Source organism: Streptomyces sp. Xyl84, from assembly GCF_059731885.1.
The window spans coordinates 4099815-4120291 of the sequence record NZ_AP029182.1; the positions used below are offsets into that span (position 1 = coordinate 4099815).

General features: G+C 74.8%; 18 protein-coding genes. 10 read left to right on the forward strand and 8 right to left on the reverse strand.

The features are described 5' to 3' along the window. Window positions 1-7 precede the first annotated feature (7 nt). Window positions 8-1321 carry an ABC transporter substrate-binding protein gene (locus tag AC6I72_RS17855; RefSeq protein WP_498001891.1) on the reverse strand — a complete coding sequence of 438 codons (1314 nt, stop codon included), beginning with the start codon at window positions 1319-1321 and terminating at the stop codon, window positions 8-10. A gap of 117 nt (window positions 1322-1438) precedes the next feature. Between AC6I72_RS17855 and AC6I72_RS17860 the strand changes: the two genes are divergently transcribed. Beyond that, a complete protein-coding gene (locus AC6I72_RS17860) occupies window positions 1439-1939 on the forward strand; it encodes an SCO4402 family protein (RefSeq protein WP_498001892.1) in 501 nt (166 codons plus the stop codon). Between the two features lie 245 nt (window positions 1940-2184). Continuing rightward, window positions 2185-3069 carry a formyltetrahydrofolate deformylase gene (gene purU / locus AC6I72_RS17865; RefSeq protein ID WP_498001893.1) on the forward strand — a complete coding sequence of 295 codons (885 nt, stop codon included), beginning with the start codon at window positions 2185-2187 and terminating at the stop codon, window positions 3067-3069. A 140-nt stretch (window positions 3070-3209) separates the two neighbouring features. Here the strand turns inward: purU and AC6I72_RS17870 are convergent, their stop codons facing one another. After that, the gene (locus AC6I72_RS17870) at window positions 3210-4433 is read right to left on the reverse strand and encodes a zf-HC2 domain-containing protein (protein ID WP_498001894.1); all 1224 of its coding nucleotides are present in this window, start codon (window positions 4431-4433) and stop codon (window positions 3210-3212) included. After that, complete coding sequence (locus AC6I72_RS17875; RefSeq protein ID WP_498001895.1) at window positions 4430-5023, reverse strand: sigma-70 family RNA polymerase sigma factor; 594 nt, start codon at window positions 5021-5023, stop codon at window positions 4430-4432. The genes AC6I72_RS17870 and AC6I72_RS17875 overlap by 4 nt, the downstream gene beginning before the upstream one ends. A 397-nt stretch (window positions 5024-5420) precedes the next feature. On the opposite strand from AC6I72_RS17875, the gene AC6I72_RS17880 reads away from it, so the two are divergent. From AC6I72_RS17880 to AC6I72_RS17890, 3 genes are all read left to right on the forward strand, one after another. Continuing rightward, on the forward strand, window positions 5421-5789 hold the full coding sequence (locus tag AC6I72_RS17880) for an STAS domain-containing protein (RefSeq protein ID WP_037859345.1): 369 nt from the start codon (window positions 5421-5423) through the stop codon (window positions 5787-5789). Between the two features lie 135 nt (window positions 5790-5924). Next, window positions 5925-6437, forward strand: a complete 513-nt coding sequence (locus AC6I72_RS17885; RefSeq protein ID WP_498001897.1) for an EF-hand domain-containing protein — start codon at window positions 5925-5927, stop codon at window positions 6435-6437. A gap of 1069 nt (window positions 6438-7506) precedes the next feature. After that, the gene (locus AC6I72_RS17890) at window positions 7507-8142 is read left to right on the forward strand and encodes an ATP-binding protein (RefSeq protein ID WP_498004720.1); all 636 of its coding nucleotides are present in this window, start codon (window positions 7507-7509) and stop codon (window positions 8140-8142) included. 405 nt (window positions 8143-8547) lie between these two features. On the opposite strand, the gene AC6I72_RS17895 is transcribed toward AC6I72_RS17890, so the two are convergent. Both AC6I72_RS17895 and AC6I72_RS17900 read right to left on the reverse strand, forming a co-directional pair. After that, the gene (locus AC6I72_RS17895) at window positions 8548-9393 is read right to left on the reverse strand and encodes a serine hydrolase (protein WP_498001898.1); all 846 of its coding nucleotides are present in this window, start codon (window positions 9391-9393) and stop codon (window positions 8548-8550) included. A gap of 101 nt (window positions 9394-9494) precedes the next feature. Beyond that, window positions 9495-10616, reverse strand: a complete 1122-nt coding sequence (locus AC6I72_RS17900) for a GlxA family transcriptional regulator (RefSeq protein ID WP_498001900.1) — start codon at window positions 10614-10616, stop codon at window positions 9495-9497. 84 nt (window positions 10617-10700) lie between these two features. Between AC6I72_RS17900 and AC6I72_RS17905 the strand changes: the two genes are divergently transcribed. Next, a complete protein-coding gene (locus AC6I72_RS17905; RefSeq protein ID WP_498001902.1) occupies window positions 10701-12011 on the forward strand; it encodes an MFS transporter in 1311 nt (436 codons plus the stop codon). A gap of 12 nt (window positions 12012-12023) precedes the next feature. Here AC6I72_RS17905 and AC6I72_RS17910 read toward each other — a convergent pair whose 3' ends face one another. Beyond that, window positions 12024-13217, reverse strand: a complete 1194-nt coding sequence (locus AC6I72_RS17910; protein WP_498001903.1) for a flavin-containing monooxygenase — start codon at window positions 13215-13217, stop codon at window positions 12024-12026. A gap of 246 nt (window positions 13218-13463) precedes the next feature. Here AC6I72_RS17910 and AC6I72_RS17915 point away from each other — a divergent pair, with 246 nt between their 5' ends. Next, on the forward strand, window positions 13464-14075 hold the full coding sequence (locus AC6I72_RS17915; protein ID WP_498001904.1) for a GNAT family N-acetyltransferase: 612 nt from the start codon (window positions 13464-13466) through the stop codon (window positions 14073-14075). 59 nt (window positions 14076-14134) lie between these two features. Next, a complete protein-coding gene (locus tag AC6I72_RS17920) occupies window positions 14135-15049 on the forward strand; it encodes a GNAT family N-acetyltransferase (RefSeq protein ID WP_498001906.1) in 915 nt (304 codons plus the stop codon). A 22-nt stretch (window positions 15050-15071) separates the two neighbouring features. Here the strand turns inward: AC6I72_RS17920 and AC6I72_RS17925 are convergent, their stop codons facing one another. Continuing rightward, window positions 15072-15755, reverse strand: coding sequence for a pyridoxine/pyridoxamine 5'-phosphate oxidase (locus AC6I72_RS17925; protein WP_498001907.1), 684 nt, complete (start codon window positions 15753-15755; stop codon window positions 15072-15074). Between the two features lie 375 nt (window positions 15756-16130). Then, window positions 16131-16766, reverse strand: a complete 636-nt coding sequence (locus AC6I72_RS17930; protein ID WP_498004721.1) for a TetR family transcriptional regulator — start codon at window positions 16764-16766, stop codon at window positions 16131-16133. A 134-nt stretch (window positions 16767-16900) separates the two neighbouring features. On the opposite strand from AC6I72_RS17930, the gene kbpA reads away from it, so the two are divergent. Both kbpA and afsK read left to right on the forward strand, forming a co-directional pair. Continuing rightward, window positions 16901-17629, forward strand: coding sequence for an AfsK-binding protein KbpA (kbpA, locus tag AC6I72_RS17935; protein ID WP_498001909.1), 729 nt, complete (start codon window positions 16901-16903; stop codon window positions 17627-17629). Between the two features lie 475 nt (window positions 17630-18104). Next, window positions 18105-20468: a protein serine/threonine kinase AfsK gene (gene afsK / locus AC6I72_RS17940; protein ID WP_498001910.1), complete on the forward strand. Its 2364-nt coding sequence runs from the start codon at window positions 18105-18107 to the stop codon at window positions 20466-20468. The last annotated feature ends 9 nt before the right edge of the window (window positions 20469-20477 follow it).

Below are 20477 nucleotides of genomic sequence, written 5' to 3' on the forward strand. Positions count from 1 at the left end.
CCGCTGTTCAGTCCGTGTCCGCGTCCTGGAGGGTCTTCGTCACGTCGACGAACCCCTTGGTGGCCGACACCAGGCGGCCCCGGCGCACCACCTGGAGGGTCACGTCGGCGTTGGCCAGGCGGGCGAAGCCGGTGGAGGCGAAGGGGCCCGACAGGGGCCACCGCAGCCGCGGGGTCAGCCCGCCCGTGCCGACGGCCAGTCCGGAGTCGAGGGTGCGCCGCACGGTGCCGGCGTTCACGGGCCCGGAGCCGATCCGCTCCAGGACGGCGCGCAGGACGGTGTACGCGATCCACGTGGTCTGCACCCCGGCGTCCGCGGGGTCCACCCGGTTGTCACCGAAGGCCTGCGCGTTGATCACCTTCTTCATCGCGTCCCAGCGGGGGTCGTCCGCGACCGGGTACCAGCCGGTGATGGACGCCCCCTCGTAGGGCCCCGCGGCCCCGCCGCTCGCGTCGATCACGGTCTGGTCCACGCTGCCGAGGACGGCGGCGGTGCGTACCGCGGGGTACTCCGGGCGGGCCCGGCGGAAGGAGTCCATGAAGATGTTGGTGCGCTCGCCCAGGGCCGGGACCACGCAGCCCTTCCTCCCCGGCACGGCGGACGCCTGCGCCAGGGCCTTCGCCGCCTCCCCGGAGTACTCGGTGGCGTCCTCGGCGGCCAGTTGGTCGCGGGCCCGGCCGTGGCCGCCGGCCTTCAGCCCGGCGTCGAGCAGGCCGGGCAGCTCGTCGCCCACGATGCTGTCGGGCCGGACCAGGGCGACCGGGCCGCAGCGCGGGGCGAGCACCCGGCCGAGGCCGACCAGCAGGGCGGGCTGCCCGCCGTTGACGGGATAGGACAGGGCGCGGGTGAACTCCGCGGTGGTGACGCCGTACCCGCCGATGTAGGGGATGCCCGCGCTCTCCAGCGGCGGGAAGAAGGAGTCGCTGTACTGGCTGTAGGAGCCGACGACGGCGGCGACGTCCTCCTTGACGGCGAGCCGGGCGCACTTGGCCGCGGCCACGCTGTCGTTGCTGTCGTTGCAGGTCACGACCTTGAGCTTGTGCCCGGCGATGCCGCCCGCGGCGTTGACCCAGCGGGCGTAGGCGCGGGCCATGGCGGGCATGCCGGGTTTGTTGGTCGCCGGGGTGCCGTCCGGCGCCCAGGTCATCACGGTGACGGTGCCGTCCCCGGAGCCCCCCGTGGCACCGGGGACGACGCCGCAGCCGGCGAAGAGCGACGCGCACGCCGCCAGGGCGCCCGCGGTGAGCAGGTGCCGCCTCGGTCCGGCGGTCCGGGCGGGTGCGGGGACGGATGCGTTGCGCCTGAGTCGCCTGCCGGTCATGCAACGGCACGATTCCGGCACATCCCTAACCCGGCAGTGACCCATGGCCGACAATGGGTGACGCGAAGGTGAATTGCGGGGGGCGGCGGGGACGCCGGTGAGGAGAACGTACGATCGATGACCGTGCAAGGTTCGGAGAACTCTTCCCGTCGCGGCCGCCGCTCCTCCACCATGGGCGGCATGCCACTCAACGACATGCCGTGGTGGCGCTGGCGCAGCAATGTGCGCTCCGCGCTGCACATGCTCTCCGACCCGGTGTTCCAGCGGGACGTCTGGCTGGCGGGCGTCGAGGGGTACGGCGACGTCACCGACGCCGTCTACCGCCTGGTCGAGGACACCTGGCTGGACAACTGGTCCGCCGAGAAGTACGTCGGCACGATCTTCCGGGACTCGCAGGAGGCGGCGCTCGTCGACACGGCCGTGCTGCGGGTGCTGCGGATCATGCACCAGGTCGGGCCGGACGCGCCGGTGGCCGCGTACCTGGAACACCACGGCTGGCCCGAGGCGGTGCGGGCGGCGCGCGACGCGCACCTGCGCCTCGCGGCCAGTGACGGCGACGACCCGGACACCCCGCCGCGCAGCCTGGAGGCCCTGCGCATCATGACCCGCGCCGCGTAGCCGGCGCGGCACCCGCGTACGGCGCGGCACCCGCGCCACGCGGCTTTTCGGTCCGCTCGCCGCGCGGGTCTCGTCTCCCGCCGCGCGGTCTTCGGCCCGCTCGTCGCAGGGCGTCCGGCCGGCGCCTCGCACGGCGTCCGGGCCGCTCGGCGCACGGCCGCCGGCCGCCGGGTCGCGTCCGCGGCACCGTCCCGTCCTGCGGACGGGCGTCCGCGGCGGGGCGCCCGTGTGGGACCCTGTCCTGCATGACTGAGCAGTCCCCCCGATCCGCGACGGCCCCGGCCGACCAGTACCTGCTGACCCTTTCCTGCCCGGACAAAAAGGGCATCGTGCACGCCGTGTCGAGCTACCTGTTCATGACCGGCTGCAACATCGTGGACAGCCAGCAGTTCGGTGACCAGGACACGGGACTGTTCTTCATGCGGGTCCACTTCTCCGCCGAGTCCTCGGTGACCCTGGACAAGCTGCGCGCCAGCTTCGCGGCGGTCGGCGACTCCTTCGGCATGGACTGGCAGCTGCACCCGGCCGAGACGAAGATGCGGATCGTGCTGATGGTGAGCAAGTTCGGGCACTGCCTGAACGACCTGCTCTTCCGCGCGCGGACCGGCGCGCTGCCGGTGGAGATCGCCGCGGTGGTGTCGAACCATACGGACTTCGCCGAGCTGGTGGGGTCGTACAACATCCCGTTCCATCACATTCCGGTGACCCGGGACACCAAGGGCGAGGCCGAGGCGCGGCTGCTGGAGATCGTGCGCGAGGAGAACGTCGAACTGGTGGTCCTCGCCCGCTACATGCAGGTCCTCTCCGACGACCTGTGCAAGCAGCTCAGCGGCCGGATCATCAACATCCACCACTCCTTCCTGCCGAGCTTCAAGGGCGCCAAGCCGTACCACCAGGCGCACGCCCGGGGCGTGAAGCTGATCGGCGCGACCGCGCACTACGTCACCGCCGACCTCGACGAGGGCCCGATCATCGAGCAGGAGGTCGAACGGGTCGGCCACGGCGTCACCCCCGACCAGCTCGTCGCGATCGGCCGGGACGTGGAGTGCCAGGCCCTGGCCCGCGCGGTCAAGTGGCACGCCGAGCACCGCATCCTGCTCAACGGCCGGCGCACGGTGGTCTTCGCTTAGAGGATCAGACGCTCTCCAGCGGACAGAAGTGGGCCCCGGCGGGCGCCACCTCTGTCCGCAGCTCTCAGGCCTTGCCCGGCGGATCATGCCGTGGACGTGGGGCCGGTACGCCCGTCCGCGGCGTCGTCCGTCCGGCGCCGTCACAGCCGGCTCAGGGACGCCGCCGCGTGCAGCACGTCGCTGATCGCGTCGGCGTCGCCGACCTGGCCGGCCGCCGCCTCGCGTGGCGCGACGTGGCCGGCCGCCAGCCGGCAGAACTCGACGCCGTCCAGCGCGACATGGGCCACCTGGTGCTCCGCGGAGCCCACCGCGCCCGGTGAGTCGAGCGGGATCAGCCACTCGCCGCCGCCCCTCCCCTCGATCTCCAGCCGCAGGCTGCGCCCCGGCCGGCCCGCCGGCACCAGGTGCCGGGTGCGGGCGGGCGCCGCGAGGCCCGCCCGGCGCCGGGCGGCGAGCATGCCGGGCAGGGTCCGGGCCGCGAGGTCGATCATCGCGTGCAGATGCCGCGGGGCGGGCGGGTCGTACGGATAGTCCACCGCCTCCGCGACGTCCTCCGCGTGGATCCAGCACTCGAAGGCCCGGTCGAGCAGCGCGTCCCGCAACGGCAGCGCGAAACCGCCGCCGTACGGCACCGCGGGCGGCCCGCAGGAAGTCGCGGCCGCGCCCGCCCCGCCGGCCGCGCCCGCCCCCGTGCCCCCTCCGGCGCAGGACGCCGTGCGGACGATCGCGTGGGTCTGGTCCCGCCAGGGTCCGCGGACGGTGCGGGTCGGCGGCGGGTGCGCCGCCCCCCAGTACGCCTCGGTGCGGGCCGAGGGCGTCGGTCCGGCCGCGGGCAGGCCCCCGAGCGGGTCCTCCAGCCCGAGCGCGCCCGCGACGAGCCCGTCGACGCTCATCAGGTGCGCGATGACCCCGGCCACCGTCGTACGGCGGCTCACCGGCCGTCCGCCCTCGAACCACCGCAGCCGCACCGGCGCGTGCCACTCGGCGTCCCCGAAGTCCTGCAGCAGCGCGTCCAGGCGCGCGGTCTCCGCGTCGTAGGGCGCCGCCCACCCGGGGACCGGCACGTGCGCCGGTCTCCGCTCCAGGCAGGCGTCCAGGACCCGGGCGCGCAGCCCGGGATCCAGGTCGAGGCTGTCGGGCCGGTGCAGCAGACCGACCGCGTCCCGCAGCCGCAGCGCCTCGTCCGCGCAGTCGCCGCAGCCGCCCAGGTGCTCCTCGACGGCCGTCGTCTCCTGCGGTGAGCAGGCGGCCAGTGCCCAGGCCCCGAGGAGCGACTTCAGGACGTGATGCTCCGGCACGGCCGGGTCCTTCCGCTCGGCCGGTCCTTCCCGGGCGGACGGCGCCGGCCCGCCGGTCCCGCTCATGCCGCACCCCCGGGCCCGGGCGGTGCGCCGGGGCCGCCGGTGTCGCGCCCGGCGTCGTGGGCGGTGGACAGCAGTTGCAGGCCCAGGCGCAGGCGCCGGCGGGCCTCGTCCTCGCCGACGCCGAGGTCCGCGGCGGTCTGCCGGTAGTCGCGGCGCTGGAAGTAGGCCAGTTCGAGGGCGGCGCGCAGCGGGGCCGGCATGGAGTGGACGATGTAGTCGGCGCGGGCGGCCACGGCGGCCCGGCGCACCTTGTGCTCCAGTTCCTCCGGTGAACCCGTGCCGCCGGCGGCCGGCGCGGCGGTCTCGGTGACGCGCAGGCGCTGTACGGCGAGCCGGTGGGCCAGCGCGGCCACCCAGGAGCGCAGCGGGCCCTGGGCGGGGTCGTAGGCGTCGGGGTGCTGCCAGACCTGTGCGAAGACCTCGCGGGTGATGCTGTCGGCTGCCTGTTCGTCCCCGAGCACGCGGCGGGCGAGCCCGTGCACGAGCGAGGCGAACCGGTCGTACAGCTCGCCGAGTGCGGCGGCCTCTCCGTGCGCCAGCCGCTGCTGCATCCTGCGGTCCCAGCGGGGCGGTGCGTCCGTCCTCGCCATGCGGCCCCCTTCACGCCCGGCCGTGCCGTGCCGCTGCCCCGGCCGGTCCCTGGTCCAGCGTGTCTGCCTGATCTCCTCGAATGTAGTCGGCACGTTCGCCCGCGCACGCCCCTTTGTGGCGATGTGCGCCCCCTGAAGAGCCCCAGGTGGTAAAGGGGCGCGTGGAAGGGGGCACGGGGGGCGCGGACGGGTGGTTAGCCCTTATACCCTTCCGTTTCGGATCAACTCTGATCGAACGCGACGGAAGATGACCGAAACGAGTCCTTCAAGGAACCGCGGTCGTTTGCTGTGCGGTGTTTGGGGGAACGGCCGCTGGGCAGCCGCGCGGAAAGAAGCGTAGGAACTGCTTCCGTTTCCGGGCGGTTCCGGGGAAGATCCGGCGAGCGGAGGGCAGGCCGTGGTGTTGAACGTGACCGGCGACGGGCAGGGCGGGTGGAGCGTGCTCAGGGTCGCGGGCGAACTGGACCTGGTGACCTCCCCGGTGCTGCGGCAGCGCATCCACGCGGTGGTGGCCGAGGGCCGGCACGACCTCGTGCTGGACCTCTCGGACGTCTTCTTCTGCGACTCCAGCGGCGTCGGCGTGCTCATCGCCGCCCGCCGCCTGATCCGTTCCTGTCAGGGCCGGCTGCGGCTGATCCTGCCCGCCGGCGGCGCGGTCGAGGGGTCCCACGTCAACCGGGTGCTCGGCGCCCTCGGCGTCCGCCGCCTCTTCGACGTCTACCCCGACCTGGCGTCCGCCGTCGACGAGGAACCCCTGTCCGCCTGAGCCTCCCGTCGCACGGCCGTGTCCCGGAATTCACCCGGTCCTGGCACAACCGTGGCTTTCCCGTCCCCGGACGGCCGCCCGCGTCGTACGCTCCGTGCCAAGTGCACCCCCAGACGTGAGGCGGCCCGAGAAGACATGGTCAGCAGCGAGTACGAGCGCAGGATCGGGGCCCGGTTCGCCACCTTCGACCAGGACGGCAACGGCTACATCGACCGCGAGGACTTCAGCATGGCGGCCAAGGCGCTGCTCGCCGAGTTCCACACCGCCGCCCGCTCCGACAAGGGCCAGTCCCTCTACGCCGGTGCGGAGGCCTTCTGGCAGGGCATGGCGGGGATCGCCGACCGGGACGGCGACCAGCGCATCACCCGCGAGGAGTTCGTCACCGGCGCGGTCAAACGGCTGCGCGACAACCCCGGGCGGTTCGCGGAGATCGCGCGCCCCTTCCTGCACGCGGCCCTGGCCGTCGCGGACACCGACGGCGACGGCGCCGCGAGCGTCGAGGACACCGTGCGGGTGCTCAGGGCGCTCGGGGTGCCCGAGGAGGTGGCGCGGGCGACCGCCGCCGTGCTCGACACCGACGCCGACGGCCAGGTGCGCGAACAGGAGATCGTGCCCGCGTTCGCCCGCTACTTCACCGTCACCGAGTAGCACCGGGCCGGGGCCGCCCGGGGAGACCCGGCCCCGCCTCCCCGCTGCGCACGGCCGCAGGTGACCGAACGTCCGTGGACCGAGCGTCCGTGGACCGCACGCCCGCAGACCCCACATCCGTGGACCGTACGGCCGTACGGTCGAACCGGCGCCCTGGGTCGCGCGGGTGTGCGAGCGGGGAGGGCAACACGCCCGGCCGCGCGAGGAGTTCGCAGCGGCCCGCGCGGGCTCAGCGGTGGTGCGGCGGGCGTGCGCGGGACCGTGCGCCGGGGTCCGGCGCGGCCCCCGCCGGCGGGTGAGCGCGGCGCGCCGCCCTCGGCGCCGGCGGCCGGACCACCCCGGCGGGAGCCGAGGCGGTCCGTACGGCGCGCGGCGGACCCGCCGGTGCGCCCCGCCCGTTCCCGCTGCGGGGTCACCGCGCCGCTCGCACCGGTCTCACCAGGCAGTCCTCCGCCCCGGCCGCCGCTCCCGGCGGGCGGGGCGGCCGGTCCCGCCCCGGCGCACCCGCCACGCAGAGTGAGGGGCACCCGGAGCCGGTCCCGCTGCCGGGATGCCGCGCGTCTGCGCGCCCACCGTGCCGTGCGGCCGCTCACGTTCCGGTCCTCGCGGACCCGCGGCCCACCTTGATCACGGAGAGTCGCCTCCGGACGGCGGTCCCGGACAGGTCTCGTCACGTCCCGGAGTCGCCGCCCCGCTCGGGTACCTTGTGTGGGATGCGAGTGGTTCCGATGGCCGGTGGTCGCGGTGTTGCCCGAACGGCGACTCCGGATCCGGCGGTGCGTGCCGCTGTTCGCGAGGTCGGGCGGCCCGTCCCGCCCACTTGTGCGACTCCCCGCGGCGGGCGTCGCACAGTATGCCGCACGGGTACTCCTTCGCGCGGGAATATGCCCGAAGCGCTTGTTGCGGTGACGGTACGTCAACCATGCTGGCTCGCAAGGGAGTCACAGTCCGTGACCCTTGCTCTGGCCGTTGTTCTGGCCATGCAGAGAATGGCTGTGATCGTGGCCCCGTCTGGCGCGGGGTCACGGGTCCGCCGGTTCGGATGGTGTGAGCGGTGCAGGTGCTTCAAGTGCAGCTGGAGATCCGGCCCGACCCCGCGGAGGTGGGGCGGGCCCGCGAGTGGGCCCGTTCGCGTCTGGCCCGGTCGGGGATAGCGGCCGACGAGCCGCTCGCCGAGACGCTGGTCCTGCTCGTCTCCGAGCTGGTCACCAACGCGGTGGTGCACACCGGTTGTCCGGCCGTCCTCAGACTGTCGCTGCCCGGCGTGGCGGCCGATGCGGCCACCGTGCGCCTGGAGGTCGCCGACGCCAGCACCTGCGCGCCGCAGCCGCGGTGCGCGGGCGACGAGGCCACGAACGGCCGCGGACTCGCCCTGGTCGACGGGCTGGCCGACCGCTGGGGCTGGAGCGCCGAGGGCGCGGGCAAGCGCATCTGGTGCGAACTGGACCGCTGTCCGCCGCCGCCCCCGGCGGTGACGGCGGTGCCCGCGACGGTGACCGCGGTGCCCGCGGCCTGCGGGGGCCAGGCGCCGGTGTGCGGCGGAACCGGGCTGGAGGCGGCGGCCTACCGGGGCGTGGGCCTCACCGGTCAGCCCGGCACGGGTCTCACCGGCCACTGGGGCATGGGTCTCGTCTGGTTCCTGGGTGAGGGTCTCACCGCCGGTCCGGGCGCGGTCCGCGGAGGGCTGCGGTACGAGGTGGTGTGAGCCCCGGTGCGGACACGGCCGACGGGGACGGTTCCGTCACCGGCCCCGGGCCGGCCGGGAGGCCGTGCGCCGGGGGTGCTTCCGTGCGCGCCCGTTGCGATCCCGGCACAACGGGCAAATCGCCAGACGGCTGTTGACGGGTCGTGTCCGTTTGATCACGCTTGGGGCAGCGATTCGCCGTGAGGGGACGTCGAGGGTGCCCGGAACCGGAGCCCTCGACGAGTGTGAGTCGCGAGGCCGGCGCCGGCCGGTCCCGTCAGGAACGAGGGGGGTGGGGCCGGGGCGCCGGAGCCGGATGGCGGCGCGCGGTGCCGTGCTCGGGGCGGGCATGGGCGCGCCGCCACCCGGAACCCGCCGTCCACAGCCTGTGGACGGCGCACGGCGCACGGCTCGGACCGTACGGCGTCAGTGTCCGGACACCGTCGACGAGACGGCGGCGCGCGCCGTCCGCTGGACCAGGGAGACGCCCTCGCCCATCGAGGCGTTGCCGTCGGAGAGGACCGCCACCAGGTAGCGGTGCCCGTCCACCGTGATGCGGCCGACACTGTTGACGTCCCACAGGCCGGAGGTGCTGCGCTGGAGCCACCCGTTCTTCAGTGCCGTGGCCGACGGCGTCCCGGCCGCCGAGACACCCCAGGCCTGCTCCGGTTCGACCGTGTTCATCAGGGACCGGATGTAGGCGCGGGAGCCGGCGTTCAGTGCACCGCCGGTACCGGCGCGCGCGGCTGTCCCATCGGCGGCGCCCGTGTCGAACACCGCGCGCAGCAGCCGGATCTGGTCGCTGGCCGTCGTCCGGGTCAGGCCCCACTTGGCGCCCGGTCCGCCCTTCGTCGCGGTCAGCCCGAGCCGCTTGTTGGCCGCCTCCAGCCCCGGCGCCCGGCCGATCCGGCGCCACAGCGCGTTCGCCGCCGCGTTGTCGCTGTGCCGGATCATGGGCTCGGCGCAGGCGCGCTCCTGCGCGGTCAGGGTCCGTCCCGCGTCCTGCGCCTGGAGCAGCGCCGTCGCGAGGATGTCGACCTTGATGATGCTGGCGGTGTCGTAGGGGACGTCGTCGCCGTACACGGCGGGTTCGCGTCCGGAGCCGTCCAGGGGGAGCACCGCCGCCGTCACGCGGGACTGGTCCGGGGCCCGGTCCTGCGCCTGCGCCGGTGCGGCGGCGCCCAGGGCGCCGGCGGACACCAGGGCCGCGGCGGAAGCGAGGAGGGCGCCGGTCCGCGAGGGGCGCGGCAGGGAGCGCAAGCGTTTCAGCATGGCCGAAACATAGACAGAACACCCGCCGCCGGTCGGTGACTCCCGTCACCGAAATCCCCTTTTCGCCTGAATTGTGAGAAGGGCCATAGAAGGGGGAGGGGCTAGGCGGGCCGGCCGGTGCCCCGGACCCGGAAGGTGCGCCGGTAGGCGGTCGGGGTCACGCCGAGGGCCGCCTGGAGGTGCTGCCGCATCGACTGCGCCGTACCGAAGCCCGCCTGCTGGGCCACCTGGTCCACGGACAGGTCCGTGGACTCCAGCAGGTGCCGGGCCCGTTCGACGCGCTGCTGGGTGAGCCACTGCCCCGGGCTGATCCCGGTTTCCTCGCGGAAGCGGCGGGTGAAGGTCCGCACCGACATCGCTTCCTGCTCGGCCATGTCGCGCAACTGGATCGGCTCCTGCAGCCGTCCCAGCGCCCAGGCGCGGGCGTTGGTCGTGGTGGCCAGCTGCGGGTCCGGCAGCGGCCGGTGGATGTACTGCGCCTGCCCGCCGTCGCGGTGCGGCGGCACGACCGTGCGGCGGGCCACGTCGTTGGCGACCGCGGTGCCGTGGTCGCGGCGCACCATGTGCAGGCACAGGTCGATCCCGGCGGCGACCCCCGCGGAGGTCAGGACGTCGCCGTCGTCGATGAAGAGCACGTCCGCGTCGACGTCGACGTGCGGGAAGAGCCGCTGGAAGCGCTCGGCGTCGGCCCAGTGGGTGGTCGCGGGGCGGCCGTCCAGGTAGCCGGCGGCGGCCAGCACGTACACGCCGGTGCAGATGGAGGCGAGCCGGGTGCCGGGCCGGATGTGCGCGAGCGCGGCGGCCAGGTCCTCGGGCAGCGTGCCCTGCTCGTAGAGCCGGCCCCGCTCGTAGGAGGCCGGGACGATCACGGTGTCGGCGCCGGCCAGGGCCTCCGGTCCGTGTGCGACGACGATCGAGAAGTCGGCGTCCGTCCGCACCGGGCCGGGCGGCCGGACGGAGCAGGTGACGACCTCGTACAGCGGCCGGCCCGCGGCGTCCTTGGGGCGCCCGAAGATCCGGTGCGGGATCCCCAGCTCGAACGGGAGCAGCCCGTCGAGCGCGAGGACGACCACGCGGTGCGGAGAGAACTGCCCGGACGGAGGGACGGGGGCGGGGGAGGGGGCCGGGCCGGGGGTCGGGGGCGCACCGGCGGAGGGGCTCCCGCCGACGGGCGGCACGGGGGCGGTGTGCTGAGCCGGAGCCGGAGCCGTGTCGGAGTCCATGACCCGATCCTATGGCCCGATCCTAGCGAACGCTGGCCTTCGGGCCACTCGATGCGCGCGGGCCCGCCCGCGAAGCTGAGTGACGTGACCCAGACAACGGAATCTGCCCTCGACACCGAGGCCCGGACACCGCCCCGGCGCCGGGCGCGGGTGCACCGCGCGTGGTTCGTCGCCGCCGTCACCTTCGTGACCATCATCGGAGCGGCGGCGTTCCGGTCGCTGCCCGGACTGCTCATCGACCCGCTGCACCAGGAGTTCGGCTGGTCGCGCGGCACGATCGGGGCCGCCGTCTCGCTCAACCTCGCGCTGTACGGCCTCACCGCTCCCTTCGCCGCCGCCCTGATGGACCGCTTCGGCATCCGCAAGGTGGTCGCCGTCGCGCTGACCGTGATCGCGGTCGGCTCGGGCCTGACGGTGTGGATGACGGCCGCCTGGCAGCTGTGGCTGTGCTGGGGCCTGCTGGTCGGCCTCGGCTCCGGCTCGATGGCGCTGGCCTTCGCGGCCACCGTCACCAACCGCTGGTTCACCGAGCGGCGCGGCCTGGTCAGCGGCATCCTCACCGCCGCCTCCGCCTCCGGTCAGCTGATCTTCCTGCCCGTCCTGTCCTGGACGGTCCAGTCGCACGGCTGGCGTCCGGCGGCCGTGACCGTGGCGCTGGCGGCGCTCGCCGTCGTGCCGTTCGTCTGGCTGCTGCTGCGCGACCACCCGGCGGACGTGGGCGTACGCCCGTACGGCGCAGCGGAGTTCGTACCGAAGCCGGCCCCGGTGCCGGGAGCCGCGCGCCGCACGCTCGGCGTGCTGTCCTCGGCGGTGCGCACCGGGCCCTTCTGGCTGCTGGCCGGCTCCTTCGCGATCTGCGGCGCCTCCACGAACGGCCTGATCCAGACGCACTTCGTGCCCGCCGCCCACGACCACGGGATGCCCGTCACGACGGCGGCGTCGCTGCTCGCGGTCGTCGGCGTGTTCGATGTGGCCGGAACCATCGCCTCGGGCTGGTTCACCGACCGATTCGAGCCACGCCGGCTGCTCGCGGTCTACTACGCGCTGCGCGGTGTCGCCCTGCTCTTCCTGCCCATGCTGCTCGCGCCGGGCGTGCACCCGCCCATGATCTTCTTCATCGTCTTCTACGGCCTCGACTGGGTCGCCACGGTCCCGCCCACCCTGGCTCTGTGCCGGGAGCACTACGGCGAGGACAGCGCGATCGTCTTCGGCTGGGTCCTCGCCTCCCATCAGGTCGGCGCGGCACTCGTCGCCTACCTCGGCGGGGTCGCCCGCGACGTCTTCGGCTCGTACGACGTCGTCTGGTACGCCTCCGGGGCGCTGTGCGCGGCGGCCGCGCTGATGGCCCTGGTGATCCGGCGCCGGCCGCGCGCCCTCGCCGCGGCGGTCGCGTAGGGGGTGCCGGTGTCAGCGGTGGGCGCGGGCGACCGCCTTGGCGATCTTCTCCGCGTCCCGGGCCAGTTCGCGGAGCATGCCGCTGATGGGGTTGGTGAAGCCGGTGAAGTACAGGCCGGGCGCGTCCGGAGCGGTGCGGGCGCCCCGGACGACGGGCCTGCCGTTGGGGGCCAGCACGCCCAGGTGCCCCACCAGGGGCTCCAGGCCGCGTGCGTAGCCGGTGGCCGCGATGACGGCGTCCGGCTCGATGCGGTCGCCGTCGGCGAGGACGACCTTGCCGTCCTCGAAGCCGTCGACGGCCGCCACGATCTCGACCCGGCCGCCGCGCACGGCGTCGACGAGGCCGACGTCCTGGACGGGGATCGCGCCCTCCTTGACCCGTGAGTACAGGCCGGTGTCCGGGCGGGGCAGGCCGTGGGCCGACAGGTCGGGCATGCTCAGCCGCGTCAGCGGCCCGGCGAGCCGGTCGACGAGCGCGACGGGCAGGCGCGGGCACAGGACGCCCGTGTACTGCGAGGGCCACCCGGCGGTCGAGCGGCGCAGGATGTGCGGGACGGTGCGCACGGCCAGCCGTACCCGTGCGGCGCCGCCCTCGACGAGGTCGACGGCTATCTCGGCACCGGTGTTGCCGATGCCGACGACGAGCACGTCCCGGCCGGCGTACGGGCCGGGCGAGCGGTACTCGGCGGCGTGCAGCAGGGTGCCGGGGTAGCCGGCGCGGCCGGGCCAGTCCGGCAGGCGGGGGGTGTGGTTGTAACCGGTGGCCACGACCACGGCGGCGCCCGTCAGCTTGCGGCCGCCGGTGGCGTGCAGCAGCCAGCCGGTGCCGTCCGCGGCGCGCTCGACGCGGGAGACCTCGACGCCGGTCACGATCTCCAGTTCGTGGTGCTCGGCGTACTTCTCCAGGTACCGCACGAGGTCGTCGCGGGCCACCCACCGGCCGAACCGGCGCGGCATCGGCAGGCCGGGCAGCGCGGAGAGCCGGCGGGTGGTGTGCAGGTGCAGGCGGTCGTAGTGCCGCCGCCAGGACGCCCCGACGCGGTCGGACCGTTCCAGCACGACGGCGCGCACGCCCCGTGCGCGCAGCGCGTACGCGGCGGCCAGACCGCCGGGGCCGCCGCCGATGACGTAGACGGGGCGGTCGGTGCGCTCCGGGGCGGGGGCGGGGGCGGACGCGGCGGCGCCGGTGGACGGAGAGTCGGCCATGAGCGCGAGCGTAATCACGCCCCCGCTTGATGGGTCTCGGTCAAGACCGGAATTGGTTGCGGATCGGTCACGCATGACCGCGGCGGGCGTCGCGTCGGGGCCCCGGACGGTCCGGTGCCCCAGGGACGGCGTGCCGGCCCGGCCGGACCCCGACGGCCGGCCCGGCGGTGCGGTGGCCCGTCATTCCGGATGTGGCAGCCCGTGATCCGGATGTGGCGGCCCCGCTCATTCGGCCAGAATGGCCGGGTGGCCGAGATACGTGAGAAGTCCCTTGCCGATCCCGCCCCCGAGCTGCGGGGTCACGGCCTGCGGCTCCGTCTGTGGGACCCGGAGTCCGAGGCCGATCTGGAGAGCTGGCTGCGGGGGCGGTCCGACCCGGAGTTCCGGCGGTGGAACACACCGCTGATCCTGGAGCGGGACCTGGCCGACGCGCGCGAATCGCTCACCGCCCACGTGCAGAGCGCCGTCGACGGCACGGGCGTGCCGTTCTGCGTCACGGACGAGGCGACCGGCGAGAGGCTCGGCCACGTCAGTGTCGCCGTCATCAGCCGTCCCATGCGCTCCGGGCGCGTCGGCTACTGGGTGCTGCCGGAGGCGCGCGGGCGCGGTGTCGCCACGCTCGCCCTGCTCCTCGCCGGCCGCTGGGCCTTCACGGAGTTCGGCCTGCACCGCCTCGAACTGGACCACGCCGTCGGCCACGAGGCGTCCTGCCGCGTCGCCGAGCGCTGCGGCTACCTGTACGAGGGGACCGCGCGCGGCGCGATGTGGGAGGCGGGACGCCACGACGCCTTCCGGGACTGCCACTTGCACGCCCGGCTGGCCACGGACCCCGAGCCCGCGCCGCCCGCGCCGCGCTGACCGGGGCGGCACCGGCGTAATCCGGAGGCGGACCCGACGGCCGGGCGGAATCATGAAGCATGGCTTGCGACGACTGGTACCTCACCCGTGACCTCGACGAATTCCTCGCGCGTGCAGGGGAGTTCCTGCGCTCCCGGCCCGACCGGCACACCGTGCACCTGACCGTGACGGAGAACCTGCGCGCCCGCGGCGGACGCACGTACGGGGACGGCGCCCCCGAGTTCGGCGTGCTGGAAGGCGAGGCGGCGCGGACGGGCACGCGCGGCGTGCGGGCCTCCTTCTTCCGTACGCCCCCGCACCCGCTGGTGCTCACCTCGCTGACCGAGGCGGAGGCCGACGCCCTGGCGGCACACCTGGCCGGACGGGCGCGGGAGGGCACCGCGGGCGCCGGGGGACTCTCCGGTGTCAACGCCGACCAGGACACGGCCGCCGCCTTCGCCGCCGCCTGGCACCGCCACACCGGCGCCCGGACCTCCCTCCAGCGGCGGATGCGGCTGTACCGGCTCGGCGGGCTGACCGTGCCGCGGCCGGCCCCGCCGGGACGGGCGCGGGTGGCGGGCCCGGCGGACCGCGGCCTGCTGGCCCGCTGGTACACCGACTTCTGCGCCGCCGTCGGCGAGTCCGCCGTGCGGGACCCGGGGGACTGGGCCGACGAGCACGCCGGATCCGGCGCCGTGACGTTCTGGGAGACCCCGGACGGCACCCCGGTCTCCATGGCCGGCAGGTCCCCGGTGGTCGCCGGACAGGTGCGGGTGACCGCGGTCCACACCCCGGAGCACCTGCGCGGCCGGGGGTACGCGGGCGCCGTCACGGCGGAGGTGAGCCGCCTCGCCGTGGAGTCCGGAGCGGCCGAGGTGCTGCTCTTCACCGACCTGGCCAACCCCACCAGCAACGGCCTGTACCAGCGGATCGGCTACCGGCCGGTGTCCGACTTCGCGGTGTACGGATTCGAGCCGTCCGCCCCCGCCCCGTGACCACGGACGGGCGGCGCCGCCGTCACGGCCACAGCAGCTCCCTGACCCAGCCCTCCGGGCCCGTCCGCTCCCGTTCGGCACGGCGGTAGCGCAGGCGTACGTGGCGGCGGCGGGCGTCGCCCTGGAAGAACTCGACCTCGTCGGGGCGCAGGCGGTACAGGGTCCAGGACGGGACGTCCGCGTCCGGCTCGCGGCCGGCGCGGGCCCAGGCCGCCTGCGACGCCCGGCTCAGTTCACCGAGGGAGTCCAGGACCCGGCTCTGCGCGCCGGTGAGGGCGGCGGCCAGGGCGCCGGCCGAGCGGACGTGCAGGTCCGACCGGGCCTGCTCGTGGGGTGCGGTCGTGACCGGGCCCCGCACCCGCACCTGGCGTCCGAGGACGGGCCAGTAGAAGACGAGGGCCGCGTACGGGCGGCCGGACAGGTGGCGGCCCTTGCGGCTGTCCGCGTGGGTGGCGAAGGCCCAGCCCTCCGCGTCGGCGCCGTGCAGCATCACGATGCGGACGTCCGGGTCGCCGGCCTCGTCGGCCGTCGCCAGGGACATGGTGTGCGGCTCGCGCTCACCGGCCGCGACCGCCTGCGCGAACCACCGGGTGAACAGGGGGAGCGGGGCGGCGGGCGCCTCCTCCGGGTCGAACGCGGGCAGCTCGGTGACCTCCGGGTCCCACACGCGCAGCGACCTCAGCAGGGCGTCGAGTTCCGTGTTCATGCCCCGAGTATCACCCGGTGCCGTTCCCCCGGCGCCGTCCGGCTGCCCGTCCGCCGGGCGGGACGGGACCGCGCCTCCGCCCCCGCGCCTCCGCCCCCGCGCCTTCGCCCCCGCGCCTTCGCCCCCGCGCCTTCGCCCCCGCGCCTCCGCCCCCGCGCCTTCGCCCCCTCCCGCTCACGCACGCCGGTCACGCCCCCGGCACCGGGGCGTCCCCGCGCGCCCTCACCCCTCGCGCACACCGGGACGTACCCGCGCACCCTCTCCCGGGATGCCCCACAACGCGACAGGCGGCGGTCCACTCGGGTGAACCGCCGCCTGCCTGACAGGACTTGTGGCCTGGAGGTGCCGCACGGGCGCCCGGGGCCGGGGGACCGGCTATCTCGTCGGCTTCTTCCCGGTAACGCCCAGGTACACCAACAGCGCGAGGTTCGGCTTGAGTTCGGCCTGCTTCACACCCCAGGAGGTGAAACCCTTCTGGTGCGAGGCGACCGCGGCGAGCATGGCGACCAGTGAACCGGCGATCGCCGCCGGGTTCACGTCCTTGTCGATCTTGCCCTTGGACTGGAGTTCGGCAACCGAATCCGTGAGGGAGCCGTTCACCGCGTTGAGGATCTTCATACGGAGCTTGTAGAAGCGCTTGTCGCCCTCGGCGGCCCCGAGGTCGACCACGCGCAGGATCGCGTCGTTGCGGCGCCAGAAGTCCAGGAAGCCGTCGACGAGTTCCTGGGCAGTCTGCCAGCCGGCCTTGCCGACCCACGACCTGCCTTCGAGGAGCCCGGTCAAATCGGCGCTCTCGGCGGCCATTTGCTCGGCGATCTCCAGGACGGCGCCTTCGACGTCCGGGAAGTACTGGTAGAAGGTCGCGGGCGAAGTCCCCGCCTTCCGGGCGACATCGATGACTTTGACATCCCGGTAGGGCGAGGAGCTGAGCATCTCGCTGAGGCAGTCGAGCAGCTTCTGCCGGGTCGCCTGCCCTCGCCGGCCGGCCACGCGGCCGTCGACGGTACGCACTTGTCCTGTCATGTCGTCAGCTTACCGAGGGGTGATGGGAGCGCGATTCGGCCGACTGCAAATGGGGTGCGCGGGCGCCGAGAGGCTGGTGTGCCTGGTCTGCGGGCTGCGGGAGTCCCGGCTACTTTGACGGCATGGCCGAAAACAGGGCATCCGCGTACACGGAGGGCGTCCCCTGCTGGGTGGACGCGCAGCTCTCCGACACCGCCGCCGGCCGGCGGTTCTACGGTGAGCTTTTCGGGTGGACCTTCGAGGAGAAGGAGGCGTACGGCGGCTCGGTCCTGGCCCTGCTGGAGGGGCGGCCCGTCGCCGCGCTCGCCCCGAAGTCGGACGGCCGGATGCCCACCGTCTGGACGGTGTACTTCGCGGCCCCGGACATGGGGGCGCTGGCCGCGCGGATCCGGGCGGGCGGGGGGCAGATCGTCGGCGACGCCCGGCAGGTGGGCCACTACGGCACGGCCGCGCTGGCCGCCGACCCCGAGGGCGCCGTCTTCGGCCTGTGGCAGCCGGGCCGGCACGCGGGCTTCGGCGTGCGCCACCAGCCGGGCAGCTTCGACTGGGCCCAGCTCTACACCCGCGACACCGAGACGGCCAACGCCTTCTACGGCGGGCTCTTCCACGAGGCCCTGTTCGGCCGGGACACCCGCCCCGGCTTCGGCCGGGCCCCTGTCACGGACGTCTTCCCGCCCGAGATGCCGCCGCACTTCCTCGTCCACTTCCGGGTCGCGCGGGCCGAGGCCGCCCTCGGCACGGCCGCCCGGCTCGGCGGCCGCGTCCAGGTGCCCCCCTTCGAGACGTCCTACGGCACGGTCGCGGTCGTCGCCGACGACCAGGGCGCGTCCTTCGCCGTCCTGGAGCGGTGAGGAAGGCCGCGCGCGCCGCGGCGCAAGCGCCGCAGGGGCTGGAGCGGGGGTGCCGTACCGGCGGGGGTGCGAGCGTCGTACGAGCCGGCCCGCCGTACCGTCAGGGGCGGAATCCCGTTCGAGCCGGTGCGGAAGCCCGTACGAGCCGGGACGGAAGCCGTCGGTGGCGGCGCGGCCGGCCGGCCCGAAGCGGGGGAGCCGACGCACCCGGCGCGGGGAATGTCGCCGTACGCGAGCCGGTGAAATGGTCACCAGGCGGTCAAATCCGGCCGCTGATGCAGCACAGGCGGCGGGAATCCGCCGTTTTGCGTCGCAAAAGCACCAGAACATCCCGGTTCGTCGCCAGGTTCGCCACCGGTGCCGCGGCCAGGAAGAATCGGAGTGCGTGCCGCCGCGGCGGTGCGGTGGTGAGACGCTGCACGGGGGCCGCGTACACACGGAGGTGGCGCGGCTCGTACGGGGAGGTGGCAGGCAAGTGGTGGATCAGCTGACGCAGCACGATCCGCGGCGGATCGGTCCGTTCGAGGTGCTGGGACGGCTGGGCGCCGGCGGCATGGGGCTGGTCTATCTCGCGCGCTCGGCGTCAGGCCGGCGGGTGGCGATCAAGACGGTCCGCACCGAGCTGGCCGAGGACCAGCTCTTCCGGGTCCGCTTCACGCGCGAGGTCGAGGCCGCGCGGGCGGTCTCCGGCTTCTACACGGCCGCCGTGGTCGACGCCGACCCGCGCGCGGCGGTGCCGTGGCTGGCCACCGCCTACGTCCCCGCGCCCTCCCTCGAGGAGATAGTGACCGAGTGCGGTCCGCTGCCGGTGCAGGCGGTGCGCTGGCTGGCGGCGGGCGTCGCCGAGGCGCTGCAGTCCATCCACGGCGCCGGGCTGGTCCACCGTGACCTCAAGCCGTCCAACGTGCTCGTCGTCGAGGACGGACCGCGGGTGATCGACTTCGGCATCGCCTCCGGCGTTTCGAACACCCGTCTGACGATGACGAACGTCGCCGTCGGCACCCCCGCCTACATGTCACCCGAGCAGGCCAAGGACTCGCGCAGCGTCACGGGGGCCAGCGACGTGTTCTCGCTCGGCTCGATGCTGGTCTTCGCCGCCACCGGGCACCCGCCCTTCCACGGCGCCAACCCGGTCGAGACGGTCTTCATGCTGCTGCGCGAGGGCCCCGACCTCGAAGGCCTCCCCGACGAGCTGCGTCCGCTGATCGAGTCCTGCATGCAGATGGAGGTCGCGGGCCGCCCCACCCCCGCCGACCTCCAGGCCCAGCTCGCCCCGCACCTCTTCGGCTCGGGCACCGACGACAGCGGCACCGCGTCGGCCTGGCTGCCCGAGCAGGCGGTGGGCCTCATCGAGTCCCGGCGCGGCGGACGCCTCGTCCCGCCGCCCACCTCGGCCGGCCCGGTGGGCGGCGCCCGGCCCGCCGTACCGCCGCCGCCCCCGCCCTCCTACGACCCCGTCGTGCCGGCCCCGCCCGCGCCGCCGCTGCCCGCGATGCCCGCGCCGGTCGGCGCCCCCGGCACCGGTCCGGTGCGGCTGGCCGGCGCCCAGGTGCCCATCGGTCCCGGGCCGCGCGTCGCCGACGCCCGCGCCGCCGCCGTGAAGGCGCCGCCGCCGGAGGCGGGCCTGGCCGCCACCTGGTCCAGGTCCCGGCCCGGTGCCGCGCCCGTCGTCCCGGCGGTGACCGGCGTGCCGCCGGAGACCGCGCCCGGCTGGCGCCCCTGGCGCTTCCGCATGTCCAACGACGTGTGGGGCACCCCGTCCGTCGCCGGTGACCTGGTCTACGTCACCTCCTTCGAGGTGCACGCCCTGGACGTGGCCACCGGCCGGCGCCGCTTCAAGACCCGGGACGTCGCCTGGTCCATGGCGGTCGCCGACGGCCGCGTGCACGCCTCCGACGGGCCCACCCTGTTCGCCCTGGACGCCCGGGACGGCGCCGACCTGTGGCGGTTGCAGACCGACGCCTGGGTGTACTCCCTCAAGGCCGAGCGGGGCACCGTCGTCACCGGCACCCGCGGCGGCGGCGTCCAGGCCTGGGAGGCCACCGGCGGCCAGAAGCTGTGGGAGATCACCGGCTGCCAGACCGACTTCGAGTCCCCCGAGGCCGGTCCCGCCCTGCACGACGGCACCGTCTACGTCTGGCAGGACGCGCGCCTGCGCGCCCTGGAGGCCCGCACCGGCGACGAACGCTGGTCCTACCCCATCGGGGACGCGGCCTCCTGCGGCGGCGTGCCGGTCCGCCTCACGGCCGCCCCCGACGGCTACGTGTACGTCTCGGCCGGTACCCGTGTCGTCGCCCTCGACGTGGCGAGCGGCCATGTCCGCTGGCACTTCGAGGCACCGGCCGTCTTCCTCTCCCCGCCGGCCTTCGCCCCCGGCCCGGCGGTCACCGGCGGAGGTGTCTACCTGGCCGACTACCTCGGCACCGTGTACGCCCTGGACGCCACCGACGGCCGCGACCGCTGGCGCATCGCCACCGAGGCGCGGTCCTGCGTCGACCCGGTCCTGGTCGCCGCCGGACACGTGCACGTCGGCAGCGGCAAGGGCCTGTACACCCTGGACGCGGTGACCGGGACGCCCAAGTGGCGCTTCCAGTCCGGCGGGGAGATCGTGGGTTCCCCGGCGGTCGCCGAGGGCCGCATCCACTTCGGCTCCACCGACCACCTCCTGTACACGCTGAAGGCCGACGACGGCCGCCTGCGCTGGAAGCTGGCGACCGGCGGCGAGATCACCGGCTCCCCGGTCGTCCGGGACGGCGTCGTGTACGCGTGCAGCAAGGACCGCTGCGTGTACGCCCTGGACGCCGAGAAGGGCACGGGCACGGCCCGCACCACGGGATAGGGTGCCGCC

Bases quoted from the DNA above. Each gene is read 5' to 3' on its own strand.
- AC6I72_RS17855 (WP_498001891.1), bottom strand. From the start codon at position 1,321: ATGACCGGCAGGCGACTCAGGCGCAACGCATCCGTCCCCGCACCCGCC.
- AC6I72_RS17860 (WP_498001892.1), top strand. From the start codon at position 1,439: ATGACCGTGCAAGGTTCGGAGAACTCTTCCCGTCGCGGCCGCCGCTCC.
- purU (WP_498001893.1), top strand. From the start codon at position 2,185: ATGACTGAGCAGTCCCCCCGATCCGCGACGGCCCCGGCCGACCAGTAC.
- AC6I72_RS17870 (WP_498001894.1), bottom strand. From the start codon at position 4,433: ATGAGCGGGACCGGCGGGCCGGCGCCGTCCGCCCGGGAAGGACCGGCC.
- AC6I72_RS17875 (WP_498001895.1), bottom strand. From the start codon at position 5,023: ATGGCGAGGACGGACGCACCGCCCCGCTGGGACCGCAGGATGCAGCAG.
- AC6I72_RS17885 (WP_498001897.1), top strand. From the start codon at position 5,925: ATGGTCAGCAGCGAGTACGAGCGCAGGATCGGGGCCCGGTTCGCCACC.
- AC6I72_RS17895 (WP_498001898.1), bottom strand. From the start codon at position 9,393: ATGCTGAAACGCTTGCGCTCCCTGCCGCGCCCCTCGCGGACCGGCGCC.
- AC6I72_RS17900 (WP_498001900.1), bottom strand. From the start codon at position 10,616: ATGGACTCCGACACGGCTCCGGCTCCGGCTCAGCACACCGCCCCCGTG.
- AC6I72_RS17910 (WP_498001903.1), bottom strand. From the start codon at position 13,217: ATGGCCGACTCTCCGTCCACCGGCGCCGCCGCGTCCGCCCCCGCCCCC.
- AC6I72_RS17920 (WP_498001906.1), top strand. From the start codon at position 14,135: ATGGCTTGCGACGACTGGTACCTCACCCGTGACCTCGACGAATTCCTC.
- AC6I72_RS17925 (WP_498001907.1), bottom strand. From the start codon at position 15,755: ATGAACACGGAACTCGACGCCCTGCTGAGGTCGCTGCGCGTGTGGGAC.
- kbpA (WP_498001909.1), top strand. From the start codon at position 16,901: ATGGCCGAAAACAGGGCATCCGCGTACACGGAGGGCGTCCCCTGCTGG.